We start from the raw sequence: 17,436 nt of genomic DNA on the forward strand, positions 1-17,436 counted from the left end.
GCGGCGGGATCGGGAGTCCTTGCTCCCCGACCCAGTTTAGTTGTGTAAAAAACTTATTACCATCAAAATATTTGCACATTCATTGACGATATTTGCACAAGAAAACGTGCACGGGGACAGCTCATGGCCGACTGGGACGCGATCCGCTATTTTCTGGAAGTCGCCCGCACGCAGCGGGCCAGCGCAGCCGCCCAGCGCCTGGGGGTGCGGCACAGCACCGTCACGCGGCGCATCCGCGCGCTCGAACAGGACCTGGGCGTGACGCTGTTCGAGAAGTCCCGCACCAGCGGCTTCACTCCGACCGAGGAAGGCCTGCGCTTCTTCGCCCACGCCGAACAGGTGGAGAGCACCCTGCTGGCGGCCCGCGAATCCCTGTCGGGCGCGGCCCAGATGCCCTCCGGCCACCTGCGCATCGGTTCCACGGAAGGCTTCGGCAGCACGGTCCTGACTCCCCTGATGGTGGATTTCCAGCGCCGCCATCCGGCGATGACGCTGGACATCATGCCGGTGCCGCGCTTCATCAGCCTGTCCAAGCGCGAGGCCGACATCGCCATCGCGCTCGAACGCCCCCAGCGCGGCCCCTACCTGTGCACCAAGCTGGCCGACTACAGCCTGCGGCTGTACGGTACCCGCGACTACCTGGCCCGCCACGCGCCGATCCGGCGCCAGGCCGACCTGGGCCGGCACACCTTCATCGGCTATGTGGACGAGCTGCTGTTCAGCGACCGGCTGCGCTACCTGGACGACCTGGTGCAGCCCTCGCGCGTGGTGTTCCGCAGCACCAGCGTGCTGGCCCAGTACCAGGCGGCCCTGGGAGGCCAGGCGCTGGCGATCCTGCCCTGCTTCCTCGCGGCCCAGGACGAGCGCCTGGAGCCGGTGCTGGCCGACTCGATCCTGGTCACGCGCAGTTTCTGGATGTACTGCCACGAGGACCTGCGCCGCACGCGCCGCGTGATGGCCCTGTGGGACTACCTGAAGCAGGCCGTGGCGCTGAACCGCGACCTGCTGCACGGCCGCGCCCGGGGGCTGCGCACCCCGGCCGGGGACTGGACGCCGTCCTACGCGCCCCGGCGCCCGGCGGCCGGCGGGGACCGCGCGGAACCGGCGGCGCCCTGAGCGGGATTCAGGCCGTCCGGACCTTGCGCCGCCTGGGCTTGGGCATGCGCACCCGCCGCCACATCAGCCCCAGGCCCAGGGCCAGGAAGGCGGCGTGCACCAGCCACAGGCCGACGCCGAAGGACAGCGCGCCATTGGCGATCCAGCCGCGCGACAGATTGATCAGGTTCATGTACAGCAGCGCCAGCAGGCCGGCGATCAGCAGGTCGCCCGAGCGCCCCAGGCGCGGATTCACCGCTCCCAGCGGCAGGGCGATGAGCGCCAGGTTCAGGACCGCCAGCGGCAGCGACAGCCGCCACATCAGCTGGGACAGGGATTCGGGGTCGCCCCGGACGATCAGGTCCAGGGTCGGACGCGCCTTGATCTGCTGCAGGGCTTCCTGGCGCTTGGCTTCCAGCGCCCCGGGATCGCTGCGGCTTTCGATGCGCACGCCGTAATGGTCGAAATCCAGCAGGCGCATTTCGGGCGAGCCCGGTTTCAGGTCGTAGCGATGTCCCGGACCCAGCACCAGGAAGCGGTCGCCGTTGGCCTCGGTGCGGATCGCGGCGCTTTCGGCCGTGACCACGCTGAGCCAGTCGGGCTCGATGATGCGGGCCACCACGCGGCCCAGTTCGTCGCCCGGCCGGGTGGGCGATTCGGCAAAGAAGACCCGCCGTCCGTCGTCGGTCTCGATGAACTGGCCGGCCGAGACCTTGGACAGGTCGGAGCGCTGCTCGAAGCGCTGGCGGTATTCGGCGATCTGGCCGTAGGCCCAGGGCGAGGCCGACAGGGTCAGCACCGCCACCACGGCCGCGACCGGCAGGGCGAAGCGCATCACCGGCCGCAGCCACTGGCCCAGCGACAGGCCGCTGGCGAACCAGACGGACATCTCCGATTCCCGGTAGCTGCGCGTGACGGTGGTCAGCACCGCCACGAACAGGGTCACGGACAGGATCACCGGCAGCGCGGTAATGCTGGAAAAGGCCGCCAGGCCCAGCACCACGTTGGCGCCGATGTCGCCGTTGGCGGCGTCGCCCAGCAGGCGCACGATCAGCACGCTCAGCCACACCACCAGCAGCGTGGAAAACACGATGCCCGCGTGGCTGGTGATTTCGGAAAAGACGGCGCGCTTGAACAATGACATGGGAAAATGCGGAATAATGGACCGTCTGCTCTCGAATCCACCGGACCCAAGGAAAACGAATGGAATTTAGCACAACGACGTCGGCATCCCTGCACACGCTGAAGACCCAGGCCCTGGCCGTGGGCGTGTTCCAGGACGGCGTCCTGAGCCCCGCGGCCGACGCCCTGGACCAGGCGTCCAACGGCGCGATCCGCGCCGTCGTCAAGGCGGAATTCGACGCCGCCCCCGGCGGCATCCTGACGCTGCACGCCCCCGCCGGCATCGCCGCCGAACGCGTCATTTTACTCGGCCTGGGCGCCCAGGACCGCCTCCCGGCCGCGACGCTGGCGCGCGCCCACGAGACCCTGGCGGCCTACTGCGTGCGCGCCGGGGTGGGCCACGCGGTCTCCACCCTGTGCGCCCTGCCCTGCGCGGACGCCGACGTCGCCGATTGCGCCCGCGCGGCCGCCCGCCTGGTGAGCGCCGCCACCTACCGCTACGACGCCACCTTCAGCCAGTCCAAGCCCGCCGCCAAGCTGCGCGCCTTCGTCCTGCACCTGGGCCGCGCCCAGGCCGCGCGCGCACGCGCGGGCCTGGACCAGGGCGCGGCCATCGGCGCGGGCATGAACCTGGCCCGCCTGCTGGGCGACCTGCCCCCCAACGTCTGCACCCCCGCCTACCTGGGCAACACGGCGCGCGGCCTGGCCAGGCAGTTCAAGACCCTGAAGGCCGAAGTCCTGGACCAGAAAAAGATCGAGGCCCTGAAGATGGGCTCTTTCCTGTCGGTGGCGCGCGGCTCGGCCGAGCCGCCGGCCTTCATCGTCCTGCGCCACACCCCGGCCGAGGCCGCCGCCCGCAAGGCCGCCCCCATCGTGCTGGTCGGCAAGGGCATCACCTTCGACGCCGGCGGCATCTCGCTCAAGCCCGGCCCGGGCATGGACGAAATGAAGTTCGACATGTGCGGCGCCGCCAGCGTGCTGGGCACGATGCGCGCCGTGGCGGAGCTGAACCTGCCGCGCGAGGTCATCGGCATCGTCCCCAGTTGCGAAAACCTGCCCAGCGGCACGGCCAACAAGCCCGGCGACATCGTCACCAGCATGTCGGGCCGCACCATCGAGATCCTCAACACCGACGCCGAGGGCCGCCTGATCCTGTGCGACGCCCTGACCTACGCGGAACGCTTCAAGCCCGCCGCCGTGATCGACGTCGCCACCCTGACCGGCGCCTGCGTGATCGCCCTGGGCCACGTCAACAGCGGCCTGTTCACCCAGGACGAAACGCTGGCGGCGGACCTGCTCGCCGCCGGTCGACAGGCGCTGGACCCGGCCTGGCGCATGCCCCTGGAAGACGCCTACCAGGATCTCCTGAAATCCAATTTCGCCGACATGGCCAACATCGGCGGCCGGCCCGCCGGATCGGTGACCGCCGCCTGCTTCCTGTCGCGCTTCACCGGCAAGTATCCCTGGGCGCACCTGGACATCGCCGGCACGGCCTGGCTCGAAGGCAAGCAGAAGGGCGCCACCGGCCGCCCCGTGCCCCTGCTGGTGAGCTACCTGCTGGGCCAATGTGCCCGGTGAACACGCGGCGCGTCGCTCCATGAGCCGGGTGGATTTCGCCTACGGCGCGGCCCACCGGCTGCGCATGGCCTGCCGCACCGCGGCGCGCCACGTCGGCGCGGGCCGCCGGCTGCTGGTGTACTGCACCGACGAGCGCCGCCTGCGGCGCTTCGACGCCCTGCTCTGGGAATTCGAACCGGCCAGCTTCATCCCGCACGCCCTGGCCGGCGATCCCCTGGCCGGCCAGGCCGACGTGATCCTGGTCGCCGACGCCGAGACCCTGGCCGGCATGCCGTCCCCGGGCTGGCTGCTGAACCTGGACCTGGACTGCCCGCCGCGGGCCGAGCGCTTCGAACGCATCCTGGAAATCGTCTCCGGCCACGAAGCCGACGTCCAGGCCGCCCGCAGGCGCTGGACCCTGTACCAGCAGGCCGGCCACGACGTCCGGGGCCACCGCCTGCCGGCCGACCACCCCGCCGCCGGGAACCATCGCGGCGCCTGAGTGTCCAAGGGGTTGAACCGTCCTCCCGCATCCGCCCCCGGAGGACCCCGAGCGATGTCCCCCTCAATATGGACGGCATCGTTCAGCTTGTTGTAAGATTGAACCATTCCGGCCGCTGCTCGCGCACCGGCCCCACGCACCACAGGAAACCGCCATGTCCGACTTCCGCCATACTCTTCCCGACGCCGGCGCCTACGCCGCCCCGGCCGCCGCGCGCAACCGCGTCCTGCGCAACACCTACTGGCTGCTCGCGCTGTCGCTGATTCCCACGGTCCTGGGGGCCGCCGTCGGCCTGTCCTTCGGCATGAACCAGGTCATGGCCACCAGCCCCGGCGTCAGCACGCTGGTGTTCCTGGTGGGCGCCATCGGCCTGATGTTCATGATCGAGCGCAACAAGAATTCCTCGCTGGGCGTCGCCCTGCTGCTGGGGTTCACGTTCTTCATGGGCCTGATGCTGTCGCGCCTGCTGGGCCACGTCCTGGGCATGGGCAACGGCGCCCAGCTCATCATGCTGGCCTTCGGCGGCACGGCGGCCGTCTTCGGCGTCATGGCTGCCGTCGCCACCACGACCAAGCGCGACTTCACCCACCTGCAGAAATTCCTGTTCGTGGGCGTGGTGCTGCTGATCGTGGCCTCGCTGGCCAACATGTTCTTCCAGATCCCGGCCCTGATGCTGACCCTGTCGGTGCTCGCCATCGGCATCTTCTCGGCCTTCCTGCTGGTCGACCTGCAGCGCATCGTCCAGGGCGGCGAAACCAACTACGTGTCCGCCACCCTGGCGGTCTACCTGGACCTGTACAACATCTTCGCCAACCTGCTGATGCTGCTGGGCATCTTCGGCGGCAACCGCGAATAGCATCCAACCACCCCAAGCGGGCCCCGGCCCGCACGGCCGGTTCAGGCCGCGCCGCCCCCCGCAGGCGGCGCGGCCTTCAATTTTCTGATCCCCTCCGCGGCCACCAGGCCCACCGCGATCCAGATCGGCACGTAGGTCAGCCACTGCGCCGGGGCCACGGGCTCGCCCATCAGCAGGAACGCCACCCAGAACAGCAGCACGGGCTCGACGTAGCTCAGCAGCCCGAACAAGGACAGCGGCAGCATCCGGCTGGCCGCCAGATACATGGCCAGCGACACCGCGCTCAGCAGGCCCAGCACCGGCACCTGCAGGATCAGGCGCGGATGGGCGGCGAACAGGCGCACGACCTCGGCCCCCTGGGCCTGCAGGACCAGGACGGCCGCCGGCAGCAGGAAGAACATGTCGAACCACAGGCTGGTCAGCGCGTCCACCCGCAGCCGGCGGCGCAGCATGAAGTACGGCGGATAGCCCAGCGCGACCAGCAGCGTGGTCCAGGACACCGTCCCCAGCCGCCACCACTCGTGCCCGACGCCCAGCGCGGCGAACGCCACCGCCCACACTTGCCAGGCGCTGAGCCGTTCGCGATAGAACAGCCGCCCGACCAGCACCATCACCAGCGGCAGCAGGAAGTAGCCCATGGATACGTTCAGCGCGTGGCCGTGCAGCGGCGCCCACACGAACAGCCAGAGCTGCACCCCCAGCAGGAGCGAGCACACGATCATGGCCGCCAGGAATCGGCCCCGGGAAAAGTCCCGGGCGGCCTGGCGCACCGCCCCCCAGCCGCGCGCCCGCTGCACCACCAGCGCCAGCATCGGCAGCCCCATCAGGATCCGCCAGGCGAACACGATGTCGCCGTCGAAGGGCCGCATCAGCGTCGCGTAGTAATACATGGCGGCGAACAGCGTGGAGGACGCCACCGACAGGAGGATGCCTTTTTTCATGCGGTCGTTCGTGGCGGATTCAGTAGCGCTGCAAGTCCATCAGCACCTGGCGCGTGCGCAGGGGCGCGTCCAGCAGCTGGTCCAGGCGTTCCCGCAGCGCCTGGCGCAAGCCCGGCTCGGCGCCCGCCTGCTCGAAATCCGGCATCGGGGCGTCCAGCCCGTAGCCGGCCTGCTCCAGCAGCAGCCACTCGAAGCGGCGCAGCACGGCGCCATGGGGGCGTTCCCGCGCATCGGCCAGGAAATCCAGCGCGGCCTCGTAGGCGTCGAACACGCCCGGGTGGGGGTCCTCGCGCGCCAGCAGGCGCAGGATCAGCTCGTTCATGTACCAGCCCGACATCATCGCCCGGCCGTCGAGCAGCCGCACCGGACCGGATTCGGCGCGCGTCAGGGTGTGGACCTCGGCCGAACCGGTCCAGGACAGCCAGAGCGGCTGGAAGCCGACCAGCACCGGGCGCAGCGCCGAATAGGGACGCTTGGCGCCCTTGGCCGCCAGCGCGACGCAGCCATGGTCGCGGGTGAAGGCCTGGACCACGAGGGAAGTTTCACGCCAGGGACTGGCATGCAGCACGTAGCCGCGCGCATCCAGGATGCGCTGGCCGCGTCTACTCATAGCCCAGTTCCCGCAGGGCCGCCTCGCGATCCGACCAGCCCTTGCGGACCTTGATGTAGACGTCCAGGAAGACCGGCTTTTCGAGCAGCTTGACGATGTCCTGGCGGGCCTCGGTGGCGATGCGCTTCATGTGCTGGCCGCCCGCCCCCAGCAGGATGGGCCGGTGGCTGTCGCGCTCGATCACGATGCAGGCCGCGATGCGCGCGCCCTCGGCGTTTTCTTCCCACTGCTCGATGACCACGGTGCAGCCGTAGGGCAGCTCGTCGCCCACCAGGCGGAAGATCTTTTCCCGGATCAGTTCGGCCGCCAGGAAGCGCAGCGGCCGGTCCGTCAGGGTATCGGCCTCGAACAGGTGCTCGCCCTCGGGCAGGTGGCGGGCGATTTCCTGGACCAGGACTTCCAGTTGCACGTCGCGCAGCGCGCTGACCGGCACCACGGCCGCGTAGGGAAATTGTTCCATCAGGCGCGACACATAGGCGAACAGGGCGTTCTTGTCCTTGATCGCGTCGACCTTGTTGACCGCCAGGATCACCGGGCGGTTCTTCGGCAGCAGGGGCACCACGCCGGCGTCGCCCGCCGACCATTTCCCGGCTTCGACGACGTGCACCACGACGTCCACTTCCGCCAGCGCCTGGGTGACCACCCGGTTCATCATGCGGTTCATGGCCCCGCCATGCCGCGTCTGGAAACCGGGAGTGTCGACGAAGACGAATTGGTCCTGATCGCGCGTCAGCACGCCGTGGATGCGGTGGCGGGTGGTCTGGGCCTTGCGCGAGACAATGGACAGCTTGGCCCCGACCAGGGCATTGCCCAGCGTGGACTTGCCCACGTTGGGGCGGCCCACGATGGCGACGAAGCCGCAACGGCTGGGGCTGGGAGCGTTCATTTCTTGTCCTGGGTCTTGTCCTGGGGTTTGTCCTGCGCCACGGCCACGGGCAGGGACAGCTGGGCCGGCTTGCGGCGGCGCGCCGCCCGGCGCGGCGGCCCCAGGGATTCGATGGCGGCGATCGCCTGGCCGGCGGCGGCCTGCTCGGCCGCCCGCCGGCTGCTGCCGGAGGCCTGCACCCGGATGCCGAGCGGAGGGATTTCGCACACCACGTCGAACATCTGGTCGTGGGCCGCCCCCCGCGTGGCGACGACCTCGTAGTGCGGCAGGGGATGGCCGCGCCCCTGGACGAGCTCCTGCAGCAGGGTCTTGGGATCCTTGCCGAAGGTGCGCAGGTCGATGTGGGCCAGGACCGGGCGGTACAGGCGCTCGATGACGCGGCTGATTTCCGGATAGCCGCCGTCCAGGTAGACGGCGCCGAAGATCGCTTCCAGCGCGTCGGCCAGGATCGAGGGCCGGCGAAAGCCCCCGCTTTTCAGTTCGCCCTCGCCCAGGCGCAGGTGGGCCGACAGGGACAGGGTCTGGGCGATGTCGGCCAGGGCGGACTGCTTGACCAGGTTCGAGCGCACCCGCGACAGGTCGCCCTCGTCCATTTCGGCGTGCTCGGCGAACAGCAGCGTGGAGACGACGAAATTCAGCACGGAATCCCCCAGGAATTCCAGGCGCTCGTTGTGCGGCATGCCATGGCTGCGGTGGGTCAGCGCCCGCTCCAGCAGGCCCGCGTCCCGAAAGCGGTAGTCCAGGGCGGACTGCAGGGAATCCAGGGAGGCCATCACTCGAATCCGCCGATCCGGCTGGGCGAACCGAAGTTCATCCAGATGAAGAAGGCGCGCCCGACGATGTTGCGGTCCGGGACGAAGCCCCAATAGCGGCTGTCCAGGCTGTTGTCGCGGTTGTCGCCCATCATGAAGTAATGGCCGGCCGGCACCGTGCAGCGCACGCCGTCGGGCAGGTAGGAACAGGCCTGGAAGTCCGGGAAGCGGGTGATCGGCATCAGGTCCTGCGGCGCCTGGACGTTGAGCAGGATACGGTGCGACACGTCGCCCAGCTGTTCCCGGTACTGCCCCACGTAGACCGCGCGGTCGGGCTCGTAGTAGTCGCCGTCGCGGACGCGCTTGACCGGTTCGCCGTTGATCGACAGGACCTTGTCGCGGTATTCGACCACGTCGCCCGGCAGCCCGACCACCCGCTTGATGTAGTCCACCGAGGGATCGACCGGGTAGCGGAACACGACCACGTCGCCGCGCCGGGGCGAGCCCACGTCGAGGATCTTGCGGTCGATCACCGGCAGCCGGATGCCGTATTCGTACTTGTTCACCAGGATCAGGTCGCCGTTTTCCAGGGTCGGCAGCATGGAGCCCGACGGGATCCTGAAGGGCTCGACCACGAAGGAGCGCAGCACGAACACGAACAGGATCACCGGGAAGAAGCTGACGCAGTATTCCACCCACCAGGACGGGCGGCTGGCCCGCTCGTAGACCTGGTCGCATTCGACCCGCAGGGCGTCGGGGTCGAGCCCGGCGGCGTTGTTGCGGCAGGCCTGCGCGGCCGCCTCGGCGCGGGCGCGGCGCCGGGCGCGCAGGACCCCGACGTCCAGCAGCCAGACCAGGCCCGTCACGACCAGCGCGACGAACAGCAACAGGGCGAAATCCCAGCTCATGCGGCGTCCTTTCTCATTTATCCTCGACCTGCAGGACGGCCAGGAAGGCTTCCTGCGGGATTTCCACGTTGCCGACCTGCTTCATGCGCTTCTTGCCGGCCTTCTGCTTTTCGAGCAGCTTCTTCTTGCGCGTGATGTCGCCGCCGTAGCATTTGGCCAGCACGTTCTTGCGCAGGGCCTTGACGTTCTCGCGGGCGACGACCTCGGCCCCGATGGCGGCCTGGATGGCGATGTCGAACATCTGGCGCGGGATCAGGCCGCGCATGCGCGTGACCACGTCCCGCCCCCGGTGGCGGGCATTGGCGCGGTGCACGATCATGGACAGGGCGTCGACCCGGTCGCCGTTGATCAGCAGGTCCACGCGCACCACGTCGGCCACGCGGTATTCCTTGAACTCGTAGTCCATGGACGCGTAGCCGCGCGACACGGACTTCAGGCGGTCGAAGAAGTCCAGCACGATTTCCGCCAGCGGGATCTCGTAGCGCAGGTGCACCTGGCGCCCGTGGTAGCTCATGTCCAGCTGCACGCCGCGCTTGGCCGTGCACAGCGACATGACCGGCCCGACGTATTCCTGGGGCATGAACAGCGTCACGGTCATGATGGGTTCGCGGATTTCCTGGATGTGGCCGACCTCGGGCATGCGCGAGGGGCTGTCCACCATCAGCAGCGTGCCGTCGCGGTGCAGGACTTCGTAGACCACCGACGGCGCGGTGGTGATGATGTCCATGTCGAACTCGCGCTCCAGCCGCTCCTGGACGATGTCCATGTGCAGCAGGCCCAGGAATCCGCAGCGGAAGCCGAAGCCCAGCGCCTGGGAGACTTCCGGCTCGAACATCAGCGAGGAATCGTTGAGCTTCAGCTTTTCCAGGGAATCGCGCAGCTGGTCGTATTCGCTGGATTCGACCGGATAGACCCCGGCGAACACCTGGGGCTTGACTTCCTTGAAGCCCGGCAGGGGCGCGGCGGCCGGCTTGCCGGCCAGCGTCAGGGTGTCGCCGACCTTGGCGTGCTCCAGTTCCTTGATGCCGGCGATGATGAAGCCGACCTCGCCGGCCGACAGCCGGTCGCGCGGCTGGGACTTGGGCGTGAAGACGCCCAACTGCTCGCACAGGTGGGTGGCGCCGGTCGCCATCAGCAGGATCTTGTCCTTGGGCCGCAGGGTGCCGTTGACGATGCGCACCAGCATCACCACGCCGACGTAGTTGTCGAACCAGGAATCGATGATCAGGGCCTGCAGCGGCGCGTCGGGATCGCCCTGGGGCGGAGGGATCCGCGCCACGACGGCCTCGAGGATCTCGTCGATGCCCAGGCCGGTCTTGGCGCTGGCCTGGATGGCGTCGGTGGCGTCGATGCCGATCACGTCCTCGATCTCGGCGGCGGCCGCGTCCGGGTCGGCCGAGGGCAGGTCCATCTTGTTCAGGACCGGCACGACCTCGACGCCCAGTTCGATCGCGGTGTAGCAGTTGGCCACGGTCTGGGCCTCGACCCCCTGGGTGGAGTCCACCACCAGCAGCGCGCCCTCGCAGGCCGACAGCGAACGGCTGACCTCGTAGGAGAAGTCCACGTGGCCCGGGGTGTCGATCAGGTTCAGGGCGTAGACGCGGCCGTCGGCCGCCGTGTAGCTCAGCGCCGCCGTCTGGGCCTTGATGGTGATGCCGCGCTCGCGCTCGATGTCCATCGAATCCAGGACCTGCGCTTCCATTTCGCGGTCCTGCAGGCCCCCGCAACGCTGGATCAGGCGGTCGGCCAGGGTCGATTTGCCATGATCGATGTGCGCAATGATGGAAAAGTTGCGGATGTGGTCCATAGGGAGATAGAAGAAAAAATGGAAAAGGGAACGCCGCAGGGCGTCCCCTTCTCGTTCAGGCCGTATTTTAGCTTTTTCCCGGGCGGGGCATCATTGCGGCTTGATGATCACCCACTGGGACTGCTGATCGCGGCTGACCAGCAGCACGGCCGGGCGGGATTTGTCCAGTCCCTTGACGATCTGGGCGTACTGCTTCGGGCTGGAGATGTCGGTGTCGTTGATCCGCAGGATCACGTCGCCCGGCTCGATCCCGGCTTCCGCCGCGGCGCCTTCGGCCTGGTCGACCAGCACGCCCTGGTCGCCGGCGTCGGCCGGCAGGGCCTTGACCTTCAGGCCCAGGCGATCCGCCCCGTCACCGGCGGCCGGCCCCTCGTCGTTCCGGGCCGCGGCCTTGTCGTCGAGCTCGGCGACTGTGGCCTTGAGCTCCAGCGACTTGCCCTTGCGCCAGACCTGGACCGTGGCGCTCGTGCCCGGACGGGTCGCCCCCACCAGGCGCGGCAGGTCGGTCATGTGCTTGATGGCCTGGCCGTTGAAGGCCGTGATCACGTCGCCCGGATGCACGCCCGCCTTGGCGGCCGGGCCGCCGGCTTCGACGCTGCTGACCAGGGCGCCCTGGCCCTTTTCCAGCCCCAGGGCCTTGGCGACGTCGTCCTGGACCTCGGTGATCTGCACGCCGATGCGCCCGCGCGTGACCTTGCCGTGGGCCTTGAGCTGCTCGACCACGCGCATGACCTCGTCGATGGGGATGGCCAGGGAAATGCCCATGAAGCCGCCACTGCGCGAGATGATCTGGGAATTGATGCCGACCACCTGGCCCTGCAGGTTGATCAGCGGGCCGCCGGAGTTGCCGGGATTGACGGCCACGTCGGTCTGGATGAACGGCAGGTAGTCGCCCGTGTCGCGGTTGATCGCGCTGACGATGCCGGCCGTGACGGTCGAGTCCAGGCCGAAGGGCGAGCCGATCGCCAGCACCCATTGGCCCTTGCGCAGCTTGTCCGAATCGCCGATGGGGATCGGCTTGAGGCCGGAGGCGTCGATCTTGATCAGGGCGATGTCGGTGCGCGCGTCGGTGCCGATGACCTTGGCCTTGTATTCCTTGCCGTTGGTCATGGTGACGAAAATGCCGTTGGAATTGTCCACGACGTGGTTGTTCGTCAGGATGTAGCCGTCGGCGGAGATCACGAAGCCCGAGCCGATGCCGCGCGGCACCGTGCGCTCGCCCTGGGCCTGGGGCGGCTGCTTGGGCCGGGCGCGCGGGCCCTGCGGGTTCTGCGGATTCTGCTGGCCGAAGCCGGGAGGCATGAAGTCGGGCCCGAAGAACCAGCGGAACAGCTCGGAAGGATCGCCGTCCCCGGGCATCATGGGCGAGCGGCGCACCGGCACGGCCTCGGTGGTGCGGATGTTGACCACCGAGCCTTCGGTCTCGGCCACCACCTGGGTGAAATCGGGCAACGCCGCGCTGGGGGCGGCCACCGCCTGCGCCTGGGCGGCGCCGATGGGCAGGGCGGTCGCCAGCGCCAGGCAGGCGGCGGCGCTCGCCGCCGCGCGCGTCACGGAGGCGGCATACGGCAGATGAAAAGCCATGGAATTCTCCTTGGAAGCTCTATGAGGATCAGTGGGCGGCCTGGGGCAGGTATTGCACCGCGTGAGCCAGGTCACGCACGGTCTGCGCGGGCACTTCGCCGACGGCGGTCAGCCAGAAGGAAGCCAGCCGCATTCGGTAGATGCTCATCGCGCCCTGTCGCAGGCCGCCCTGTCTGATGCTTTGATCGCGTTTCGGATCAAAGGTTTCAATAAAGATCGAAATTGCCGCCAATCCGTCGGACAGCACCAGTTGGTCCACCGTGTGGTCCGGCCCCATCTGGCGCGTCAGTTCGGCGATGGGCTGGAATCCGGCGGGCGGCGCGAACCGCCAGCCCTGCGCGGCCAGGTTGGCCGGCTGGCTGGATTCGGTGTGCAGCCGCCAGTCGCGCGTGTTCCAGCGCGAGGCCAGCGCCCCGGGCGGGATTTCGGCGCCGAAATGGACGCTGCTGAAGGCCACCTGGTCCACCAGGCGGCCCTGGGCGTCCAGGGTCTGGCTCTTGAGCAGCAAATGGTTCTTCAGGTCGGTGCAGATCCGGTAGCTGTAGCGCAGGGCGTCTCGCGCCCGCAGTTCCGACACGGCGCATTCGCGCCCGGCCACGCGGTACGTGCGGTCCAGGGACTTCCAGTCGTAGTGCTGTGCGATGGCCGCGCCCTCGCCCAGCAGCAGCGCCGGGAAATGATCGCTGTGCGCGGGCCGCATGACCACGAGCCGGTGCTCCGGCAGCAGGCACTGTTCCATGCCGTTCTGCCGCAGGCATTCCTGGGGGGTGCCGTCCAGGACTTCCTGGCGTTCCCGTTCGCCGGTGCCGTCGACCTGATGGACCAGGTGCGTGGCCTGCAGCATGCGGCCCTGCTGGTAGACGGTGACGCCGGCATAGTCCAGGGTGCGGGCGGCGGTCTGGACCTGGCGCAGGAAGGCCAGCGGGTCGGCCTCGGCCGCGCCGGCGGCCGCCGCCCATGACAGGGCCAGGCCCAGGCACAGCCCCGCCCGGCGTCCCGCCCCCCGCGCCCAGGCCTGCATCAGCGCGCCCCCATCCCGTCGTAGGAAACCTGGCGCACCGCGCCGGCGCCCGCCATCGACTGGTGCGCGGCCATGTAGTCGGCCAGCCCCGGATCGGCGATGTCCGGCTCGTCGGCCTGGGCCACGACCGGCGCGGAGGCGGGCGGCGCGTCCGGCGCGAAGAAGAAGGGACGGGCCATCCAGACGACGGACGCCACGGCCGCCGCGACCGCCAGGCCCGACAGGCCGTTGCGCACCAGGTGGCGCCGGGCCAGCGGGGACGGCGCCACGATCGGGGGTTCGGCCTCGAGGGCGGCCGACACGCGCACGTAGAAGCGGTCGGACGGGCGGATCGCCAGGTCCGGGCTGCGCATGACGTCGCCGATCAGGTGATAGGTATCCCAGAGCTGGCGCCCATAGGGCGTGTCGAGCTCTTCGGAACGGATGTCGGCCTCGCCGTCCACCCAGGAGGACACCGAGGCCTCCCAGGCGCGTTCGGTCGCAATGGAATCGGGTTTGGCGTTCATGACGGCTCCTTACCAGCGGCGTTCCGAATCGCGCTCCATGACCGGCCGCAGGCGGGCCGCGATGGCCTCGCGGGCGCGGTAGATGCGCGAACGGACGGTGCCGATGGGACATTGCATGGTGCTGGCGATCTCTTCATAACTCATCCCTTCGATTTCCCGCAGCACGATCGCGGCGCGCAGATCGTCCGGCAGTTCGTCGATGGCCTCGTTGACGGCCTGGGCGACCTGCCGGCTGGCCATCAGCGATTCGGGGGTGCTGTGATCACTTAGGCCATCGATCTGGTCAAAAGTTTCACCGTCCTCGTTTTCCAGGGGCGTCACGGTGGCGGGGCGGCGAAAGCTGGCCGCCTGCCAGTTGCGGGCGGTGTTCAGGGCGATGCGGTAGAGCCAGGTGTAGAAGGCGCTCTCGCCCCGGAACTGGGGCAGGGCGCGATAGGCCTTGATGAACGCTTCCTGGGCGACGTCCTCGATCTCGGCGGGGTCGTGGATCATGCGCGACAGCAGCCGCATGATCTTGCGCTGGTATTTGATCACCAGCAGGTCGAAGGCGTGGCGCTCGCCGCGCCTGACGCGCTCGACCAGCGCGAGATCGACCTCGCGCTCACTCATGCCATGCCCTCGCGGCGCCGCGCGCGGTCAGAGGCGCCCCACCAGCATCGAGCCGTTGGTGCCGCCAAAACCGAAGGAATTGGACAGCGCCACGTCGATCTTCAGGTCGCGCGCCTGGTTGGCGCAATAGTCCAGGTCGCATTCGGGATCCTGGTTGAACAGATTGATGGTCGGGGGCGAGACCTGGTTGTGCACGGCCAGGGTCGTGAAGACCGCCTCGATGCCGCCCGCCGCGCCCAGCAGGTGCCCGGTCATGGACTTGGTGGAGTTCACCACCAGCTTGTACGCATGGTCGCCGAACGCGAGCTTGAGCGCCGCCGTTTCGTTCTTGTCGCCCAGGGGGGTGGACGTGCCGTGGGCGTTCACGTAGCTGATCTGGTCGGCATTCACGCCGCTGTTGCGCAGCGCGTGCAGGATGCCCCGGCGCGGACCGTCCTGGTCCGGGCTGGTGATGTGGTGCGCGTCGGAACTCATGCCGAAGCCCAGGAATTCGGCGTAGATCCGGGCGCCGCGGCGGCGCGCGTGCTCGTATTCTTCCAGGACCAGCACGCCGGCGCCCTCGCCCAGGACGAAGCCGTCGCGGTCGCGGTCCCAGGGACGCGAGGCGGTCTCGGGATCGTCGTTGCGGGTGGACAGCGCGCGCATGGCGGCGAAGCCGCCCATGCCCAGGGGCGACACGGAGCTTTCGGCGCCGCCCGCCACCATGACGTCGGCGTCGCCGTATTCGATCAGGCGCGCGGCGTCGCCGATGCAGTGCAGGCCGGTCGTGCAGGCCGAGACCACGGCGTAGCTGGGGCCTTTCAGGCCCAGCATGATGGACAGCTGGCCCGAGATCAGGTTGATCAGCGAGGCCGGCACGAAGAACGGCGAGATGCGCCGCGCGCCGCGCTGCAGGTATTCGATCTGGGTTTCCTCGATGCGCGGCAGGCCGCCGATGCCCGAGCCGATGATGGTGCCGATCCGGTCGGCGTCCTCGCGGGAGATGTCCATCCCCGAATCGCGCCAGGCCTGGATGCCGGCCGCCACGCCGTAATGGATGAAGCTATCCATCTGCTTGGCTTCCTTGGCGCCCATGTAGTCGGTCACGTCGAAGCCCTTGACCTCGCCCGCGATCTGGCTGTTGAGCACCGAAGCGTCGAAACGCGTCACCCGGCCGATGCCCGAACGCCCATGGACGAGGTTGTCCCAGGCTGTCTGGACATCGTTGCCCACGGGCGACACGATGCCCAATCCGGTTATGACGACACGTCGTTTCACTGACTCGGCTCCCGAAATTCGAAATCAAAAAGGGCCCCACGCCGCGCAGGCTGCGCCTGCTTGCCGCCCCCTGGGGAAGGGGCTTTCATCCCGGGGCGGCCCTGCGATGAAAAAGGCGGTCCGCGGCGGACCAGGCAGGACGGGCTGCTTCAGCCCGCCGATGGCGCCCGCCACGAACCGCCCCGGCAGCCTGTCCGGCTCGGTGCGACAGGCCGTCGACCCTGGCGCGGCAAGCCGCAACAGGGTGGTGATGATTACTGCTTGCTGTGCGAGGTGATGTAGTCGACCGCCTGCTGGACCGTCGTGATCTTCTCGGCTTCCTCGTCGGGAATCTCGGTTTCGAATTCGTCTTCGAGGGCCATCACGAGCTCGACCATATCGAGCGAATCGGCACCGAGGTCGTCAAGGAAGGAAGATTCGTTCTTGATCTCGGCTTCGTTGACGCCGAGTTGCTCAGCGACGATCTTCTTGACGCGCTGTTCGATGCTTTCCATGCATATCTCCAGTTAGGAAAAATCCCGCGAATTATAGCCAAATGAGGCCAACGGGGCTGCGGGTTTGTGTCAAAAAAAACAGTCCCGGCCGTCGGACGGCTTCCGTGGAGGAAGCGCGGTCGCACCCGGGCCTGCCTGCTGAGGTTGAACGGATTTTACCTTAGACGGGCCGGCTCCGTTCCCGACGCCTACATGTACATACCACCATTGACGTGCAGCGTCGTCCCTGTTACGTAGCCGGCCTGGGGGCTGGCCAGGTAGGCGACCGCGTGGGCGATTTCCGCCGCCGAGCCCAGCCGGCCCAGGGGAATCTGCCCCAGGATGGCGGCGGTCTGGTTCTCGTTCAGGGCGCGGGTCATGTCGGTGTCGATGAAGCCCGGGGCCACGCAGTTGACCGTGATGCCGCGGCTGCCGAGTTCGATCGCCAGGGCGCGCGACAGGCCGGCCACGCCGGCCTTGGCGGCGGCGTAGTTGGCCTGGCCCGCGTTGCCGCTGTAGCCCACCACGGACGTGATGTTGACGATGCGGCCCCAGCGGGCCTTCATCATGGTCTTGGCCACGCCGCGCGACAGGCGGAACACGGACGACAGGTTGGTGTTCAGCACCGCGGCCCAGTCCTCGTCCTTCATGCGCAGGATGAGGCCGTCGCGGGTGATCCCGGCGTTGTTGACCAGGATGTGCGGCCCGCCCTGGCCGGCCAGTTCGGCCAGCAGGGCGTCGCAGGCCGCCGCGTCGTTGACTTCGAGCACCGCGCCGCGGCCGCCTTGCGGCGCCAGGGCTTCGGTGATGGCCTGGGCGCCGGCCTCGGACGTCGCCGTCCCCACGACCGTGGCGCCCGCGGCCGCCAGTTCAAGGGCGATGGCGCGGCCGATGCCGCGCGATGCGCCCGTCACGAGGGCGATCTTGCCCGCCAGCACAGGTTCCGACAT

The 17,436-nt window shown here is 68.7% G+C and carries 18 protein-coding genes; 4 read left to right on the forward strand and 14 right to left on the reverse strand.

Going from position 1 to position 17,436, the window contains the following annotated elements; translation table 11 throughout:
* Window positions 1–123: 123 nt before the first annotated feature.
* Complete coding sequence (locus tag ACFO27_RS01525; protein ID WP_376815700.1) at window positions 124–1,116, forward strand: LysR family transcriptional regulator; 993 nt, start codon at window positions 124–126, stop codon at window positions 1,114–1,116.
* Window positions 1,117–1,123: 7 nt separating this feature from the next.
* Here ACFO27_RS01525 and lptF read toward each other — a convergent pair whose 3' ends face one another.
* A complete protein-coding gene (lptF, locus tag ACFO27_RS01530) occupies window positions 1,124–2,239 on the reverse strand; it encodes an LPS export ABC transporter permease LptF (protein WP_376815701.1) in 1,116 nt (371 codons plus the stop codon).
* A gap of 59 nt (window positions 2,240–2,298) precedes the next feature.
* Here lptF and ACFO27_RS01535 point away from each other — a divergent pair, with 59 nt between their 5' ends.
* The 3 genes from ACFO27_RS01535 (at window position 2,299) to ACFO27_RS01545 (ending at window position 5,132) form a co-directional block, all read left to right on the forward strand.
* Complete coding sequence (locus ACFO27_RS01535) at window positions 2,299–3,795, forward strand: leucyl aminopeptidase (protein ID WP_376815702.1); 1,497 nt, start codon at window positions 2,299–2,301, stop codon at window positions 3,793–3,795.
* Between the two features lie 19 nt (window positions 3,796–3,814).
* Window positions 3,815–4,276, forward strand: coding sequence for a DNA polymerase III subunit chi (locus ACFO27_RS01540; protein WP_376815703.1), 462 nt, complete (start codon window positions 3,815–3,817; stop codon window positions 4,274–4,276).
* Between the two features lie 154 nt (window positions 4,277–4,430).
* A complete protein-coding gene (locus ACFO27_RS01545) occupies window positions 4,431–5,132 on the forward strand; it encodes a Bax inhibitor-1/YccA family protein (protein ID WP_376815704.1) in 702 nt (233 codons plus the stop codon).
* Window positions 5,133–5,173: 41 nt separating this feature from the next.
* On the opposite strand, the gene rarD is transcribed toward ACFO27_RS01545, so the two are convergent.
* From rarD to fabG, 13 genes are all read right to left on the reverse strand, one after another.
* Window positions 5,174–6,073: an EamA family transporter RarD gene (gene rarD, locus ACFO27_RS01550; RefSeq protein ID WP_376815705.1), complete on the reverse strand. Its 900-nt coding sequence runs from the start codon at window positions 6,071–6,073 to the stop codon at window positions 5,174–5,176.
* A 19-nt stretch (window positions 6,074–6,092) separates the two neighbouring features.
* Window positions 6,093–6,683, reverse strand: a complete 591-nt coding sequence (gene recO, locus ACFO27_RS01555) for a DNA repair protein RecO (RefSeq protein ID WP_323025438.1) — start codon at window positions 6,681–6,683, stop codon at window positions 6,093–6,095.
* On the reverse strand, window positions 6,676–7,569 hold the full coding sequence (gene era, locus ACFO27_RS01560) for a GTPase Era (protein WP_376815706.1): 894 nt from the start codon (window positions 7,567–7,569) through the stop codon (window positions 6,676–6,678). Before era ends, recO begins: the two co-directional genes overlap by 8 nt.
* Window positions 7,566–8,342 carry a ribonuclease III gene (gene rnc / locus ACFO27_RS01565; protein ID WP_376815707.1) on the reverse strand — a complete coding sequence of 259 codons (777 nt, stop codon included), beginning with the start codon at window positions 8,340–8,342 and terminating at the stop codon, window positions 7,566–7,568. The genes era and rnc overlap by 4 nt, the downstream gene beginning before the upstream one ends.
* The gene (lepB, locus tag ACFO27_RS01570; RefSeq protein ID WP_376815708.1) at window positions 8,342–9,229 is read right to left on the reverse strand and encodes a signal peptidase I; all 888 of its coding nucleotides are present in this window, start codon (window positions 9,227–9,229) and stop codon (window positions 8,342–8,344) included. Before lepB ends, rnc begins: the two co-directional genes overlap by 1 nt.
* A gap of 13 nt (window positions 9,230–9,242) precedes the next feature.
* On the reverse strand, window positions 9,243–11,036 hold the full coding sequence (gene lepA / locus ACFO27_RS01575; protein ID WP_376815709.1) for a translation elongation factor 4: 1,794 nt from the start codon (window positions 11,034–11,036) through the stop codon (window positions 9,243–9,245).
* Between the two features lie 90 nt (window positions 11,037–11,126).
* On the reverse strand, window positions 11,127–12,620 hold the full coding sequence (locus tag ACFO27_RS01580; RefSeq protein WP_376815710.1) for a DegQ family serine endoprotease: 1,494 nt from the start codon (window positions 12,618–12,620) through the stop codon (window positions 11,127–11,129).
* Between the two features lie 28 nt (window positions 12,621–12,648).
* A complete protein-coding gene (locus tag ACFO27_RS01585) occupies window positions 12,649–13,641 on the reverse strand; it encodes a MucB/RseB C-terminal domain-containing protein (RefSeq protein WP_376815711.1) in 993 nt (330 codons plus the stop codon).
* A complete protein-coding gene (locus ACFO27_RS01590; protein ID WP_376815712.1) occupies window positions 13,641–14,147 on the reverse strand; it encodes a sigma-E factor negative regulatory protein in 507 nt (168 codons plus the stop codon). Before ACFO27_RS01590 ends, ACFO27_RS01585 begins: the two co-directional genes overlap by 1 nt.
* A gap of 9 nt (window positions 14,148–14,156) precedes the next feature.
* Entirely contained in the window at window positions 14,157–14,756 is a 600-nt protein-coding gene (gene rpoE / locus ACFO27_RS01595; protein ID WP_376815713.1) for an RNA polymerase sigma factor RpoE, read from the reverse strand.
* Between the two features lie 27 nt (window positions 14,757–14,783).
* Window positions 14,784–16,013: a beta-ketoacyl-ACP synthase II gene (fabF, locus tag ACFO27_RS01600; RefSeq protein WP_376815714.1), complete on the reverse strand. Its 1,230-nt coding sequence runs from the start codon at window positions 16,011–16,013 to the stop codon at window positions 14,784–14,786.
* Between the two features lie 254 nt (window positions 16,014–16,267).
* Window positions 16,268–16,507, reverse strand: a complete 240-nt coding sequence (gene acpP / locus ACFO27_RS01605; protein WP_043680887.1) for an acyl carrier protein — start codon at window positions 16,505–16,507, stop codon at window positions 16,268–16,270.
* A gap of 188 nt (window positions 16,508–16,695) precedes the next feature.
* Window positions 16,696–17,436: a 3-oxoacyl-ACP reductase FabG gene (gene fabG, locus ACFO27_RS01610; protein WP_376815715.1), complete on the reverse strand. Its 741-nt coding sequence runs from the start codon at window positions 17,434–17,436 to the stop codon at window positions 16,696–16,698.

The organism is Castellaniella denitrificans, from assembly GCF_042653765.1.
Classification (GTDB): Bacteria; Pseudomonadota; Gammaproteobacteria; order Burkholderiales; family Burkholderiaceae_B; genus Castellaniella; species Castellaniella denitrificans.